5 protein-coding genes are annotated in these 3,628 nt (G+C 38.6%); 3 read left to right on the top strand and 2 right to left on the bottom strand.

Annotated elements, in window-relative coordinates; genetic code table 11:
* Window positions 1–142: 142 nt before the first annotated feature.
* Both M3661_RS29645 and M3661_RS29640 read right to left on the bottom strand, forming a co-directional pair.
* Entirely contained in the window at window positions 143–1,741 is a 1,599-nt protein-coding gene (locus M3661_RS29645; RefSeq protein ID WP_251491192.1) for a recombinase family protein, read from the bottom strand.
* Window positions 1,734–2,387 (bottom strand): S24 family peptidase, encoded by a 654-nt coding sequence (locus M3661_RS29640; protein ID WP_251491190.1) that lies wholly within the window; start codon window positions 2,385–2,387, stop codon window positions 1,734–1,736. Before M3661_RS29640 ends, M3661_RS29645 begins: the two co-directional genes overlap by 8 nt.
* Before the next feature lie 112 nt (window positions 2,388–2,499).
* On the opposite strand from M3661_RS29640, the gene M3661_RS29635 reads away from it, so the two are divergent.
* From M3661_RS29635 to M3661_RS29625, 3 genes are all read left to right on the top strand, one after another.
* Window positions 2,500–2,742, top strand: coding sequence for a helix-turn-helix domain-containing protein (locus M3661_RS29635; RefSeq protein ID WP_251491187.1), 243 nt, complete (start codon window positions 2,500–2,502; stop codon window positions 2,740–2,742).
* Between the two features lie 141 nt (window positions 2,743–2,883).
* On the top strand, window positions 2,884–3,120 hold the full coding sequence (locus M3661_RS29630; protein ID WP_251491184.1) for a hypothetical protein: 237 nt from the start codon (window positions 2,884–2,886) through the stop codon (window positions 3,118–3,120).
* Between the two features lie 54 nt (window positions 3,121–3,174).
* On the top strand, window positions 3,175–3,628 hold a 454-nt coding region (locus tag M3661_RS29625; RefSeq protein ID WP_251491180.1), incomplete at its 3' end, for a BRO-N domain-containing protein.

Raw genomic sequence — 3,628 nt, 5'->3', positions numbered from 1 at the left:
ACACTTAGAACATAGTCAGTTATGTAAATGATGAGATGATACCGCCCCTGTTAGATGGATCTGGTATGGTGGCAGGGGCGTATTTTAAATATTTCAATCACTGATAACATATTGGAGCTAAAGAATTCGCGCCATCATGTTATCAGTGATGACGCGGCAATATAGGATGCAATTCTAATTCGAAATCATCAGGCTTATTGTGCCATCTGCCGCCACGTTCTTTTAAATAAACAATCTTACTTAGAACAGACAGAAGTAAGTCATTACGTAGCGCCGGATTTTCTGTAGAAAAGTAGGTATCAATGACATGCTCAACCTTTGGGATGATTTGTTGTCTAACTTCTTCATATTTTGATTCATGTTCAATATCTGCTTGTATGGCAGTCATCGAATTTCGAATATCACTAATCTTTTCCTTTATTTTTTGAACCCTGTCCATGTATTTTTCGACACTGTAAATGCCTTGTTCAAGTAAATCATCTAGATTATCCATTTGTGAATTGGCGGTTTCTAATTCTTTTTCGAGTTTAGATAAGGCTACTTTCTTTATGCCTGTTGTGTCTAAACGTTGTTTTTCTTCTTCTGGCTTAATCTTCTCCCATTGAGCTTGATAAGAAGATAACCATTGTTTAAGTCCTTCAATGATCTTCTCTTCAACAAGGTATAAGAATGAACTTTTATTACCGCATCGTGGTAATTGACACATTAATGTATCTGGATAGTCACCTGGATGCGGTCTTCGAACCATCTTTCTTCCGCACTTGGCACATACAACCAGTCCGCTTAATGGGTTCTTGATTACATGTTTATCTGGGACAGGTTTTGCTGGATTCTTACTTAGTATTTCTTGCGCCATAAACCATGTTTCCTCAGAGATGATAGCTTCATGTCTACCTTTATACAGTTCCATATTTTCTATACTTGCGCGCGGTCTAGACTTTGATATGATTCCGTCTTTTCTTTTTTTCACAATCCGCCTAGACCCCCACTTAATCATTCCGTAATATACGGGGTTACGCAATATGGCGGATATTGTAGGCACTGTCCATGGACCTCCAGAAATAGTAGGGATCTTTAGTAAGTTTAGTTTTTTTGCGATATTACCAGTACCAATTCTTTGATTTATCCCATTTTTATCTGGTTCACCATAACAATAAAGATCAAATATCAGTTTAACAATTCCAGACAGTTCATTCTTTTCAAGTGTATAACCCTTCTCATTTATAAGTTTTACTCTATCATAGCCATAAGGGGCCTTGTTACCAACATATTTCCCCTCTTTAACAGATGAAATTCTACCATTCTGCAAGCGTCTATTAATTGTCTTGAATTCCCGCCTGGACATAAACAAACCAAATTCGAAGTACTCTTCGTCAAACTCATTATTAGGATCATAAGTTTTCGTTGGTGTAATGATCTTTGTACCGGAATATTTGAATGTCTGTGCCACAATGCCTTGATCAATTGTATCTCCACGAGCCAGTCGCTCAACTTCTACTACAAGGACTCCAGTCCAAACACCTTGTTCCACATCACGTAAAAGATTTTGAACAACTTCTCTTTCTATGATTGTCTCGCCTGATACTATTTCCTTATATTCTTTTGAGATATGTATGTTTAATCGTTTGGCTAGATCGAATAGAATCCGTCTGTGACGTTCAAGTGTTTCGCCTTCTCCTCGAGCCTCAGCTTCTATATCTGATCTCGATTTCCGCAAATAAAGACAATATGTATCATTCATTATATCCCTCCTCAGCAATGTGGAAGTGCCCCATGTACAATCCACAAACTCTTATATCACTAGGCAGTACTTCTAATGTCTCGTAGTCATTGTTTTCTGGCGTGAGTTGTATATATGGGGAATTCTGACTCCATCTCATTCGCTTTAATGAACCTTCCTCGCCACCTACGATCACAGCTACAATTTGTCCGTTATATTCGGCCCAATTAGCCTTTTTCAAGTAGACAATGTCATTGTCGTGTATTCCTGCGTTAACCATCGAATTCCCTTGCACACGTAACGCAAAGTCTGGAATGGATTTCTTTGGGAAAGGATACATTATGTACTCTTCAATTAGTTCGTCTGCAATTATACCGTTACCAGCACAGATTGAACCTATAAGAGGGACAAGGTTACTTTGAGTGATGATGGCATTTTTATTTTCTAATTCTGGGTTGTCTGTTTTCAACAATAAATATGCAGTTGTTGTATGTAAAATATCAGCAATAGTAGCAAGAGTATCGCTTGGAGGAATGCTTTTATCTCTTTCATAACTAGAAATGTTCGCAGGACTCATTTCCAGAGATGAGGCTAGTTGTTCTTGGGTCATTTTGTTTTTAACCCTAAGGTGACGAACTCGTTTGCCAATTGAATCAAGGTTGTCCATTAAAAACACTCCGTTCACAACAAATTTAGGACAAAATAAATTTGCGTAAATAGTGGTTGCACAAATTATATTTGAGTTGTATAATGGACGACAAGGAGGTGAAATTAAAAAAATGTCCATCAAAAAAAGTACAGACAGAATTTATCTCAAGCAGTTGAGGGAAGCCAAAGGAACTCAACGTTTGGTAGCAGGTGACCTTAAAATAACAGAATCTCATTTGCGGGGGATAGAGAGTGGCAGCTCCTATCCTAGTACAAAGTTGTTGTTCAGGATTTCAAATTATTTAGGCGCGTCTGTTTATGAATTGTTTCCTGAGTTAAATGAACCGTCTTTTTATAGTTCTGACTCAAATTAAATTTGCATAATATTGTATTATGTCCTATGAATCAAATTATATACAATAACTATCAGTTGCGCAACTATTATTTGCGGTTTTGTTTGGTATGCGCATTAAAAATGTTTAAATATCAAATTAAATTTGAGTCATGGAGGTAAGATGGGTGTACAAGCAATAACGCATACACATGGTTACAGGGGTGATGTTCCTGTGACAGATAAAGGCGAGGAAATAAAGGCAGGCAATGTCGTGGAGACTTACTACTCAGGAAATACGGTAATCAAGATTTGTGACGATAACGTGGTTACGTCAGAGGAAGAAATACAAAAGGTATTGCGAAATTATCATCTAGCAGGTTGGGCAATTATCCTTAGTAATCAAGCAAAAGTGGTGTGAGAGCCGAAAGGCTTTCATAAGTAGACAAGCCCATTAGAAAGGAGATAAAACAGCATGAATCAATTACAAGTATTCAATTTTTCAGGAAATGACATTCGAGTAGTAACGAAGGATGGACAACCATGGTGGGTAGCAAAAGATGTGTGTGAGGTATTGGAAATCAAGAACAATCGCGATGCATTAGCCCGCCTTGATGAAGATGAAAAGGGGGTAGATTCAACCGACACCCTTGGTGGAGCGCAGCAGGTACAAGTTGTAAATGAACCAGGTTTGTACTCACTAATTCTCGGCAGCCGCAAACCAGAAGCGAAGCAATTCAAGCGCTGGATTACTCATGAAGTTATTCCGACCATTCGGAAGACGGGGGCGTACTCTGTGCCAACATTAACACCAAATGAAGCCATTGCCTTATCACTAAAGCAAACAGCCGAGATGATGACCAAGGTGCCTGTCCTGGAAAGCCGCATCGATCAAGTGGAGCAAAAGGTAGACGAGCAGATCACGCTTG

The sequence above is a fragment of the Paenibacillus sp. MER 180 genome (assembly GCF_023713665.1).
GTDB classification, from domain to species: Bacteria; Bacillota; Bacilli; order Paenibacillales; family Paenibacillaceae; genus Paenibacillus_B; species Paenibacillus_B suaedae.
The sequence above is the reverse complement of the archived record's forward strand: the minus strand, read 5'-3'. Positions and strand labels throughout refer to the sequence as shown.

Bases quoted from the DNA above. Each gene is read 5' to 3' on its own strand.
- M3661_RS29645 (WP_251491192.1), bottom strand. From the start codon at position 1,741: ATGAATGATACATATTGTCTTTATTTGCGGAAATCGAGATCAGATATA.
- M3661_RS29640 (WP_251491190.1), bottom strand. From the start codon at position 2,387: ATGGACAACCTTGATTCAATTGGCAAACGAGTTCGTCACCTTAGGGTT.
- M3661_RS29635 (WP_251491187.1), top strand. From the start codon at position 2,500: ATGTCCATCAAAAAAAGTACAGACAGAATTTATCTCAAGCAGTTGAGG.
- M3661_RS29630 (WP_251491184.1), top strand. From the start codon at position 2,884: ATGGGTGTACAAGCAATAACGCATACACATGGTTACAGGGGTGATGTT.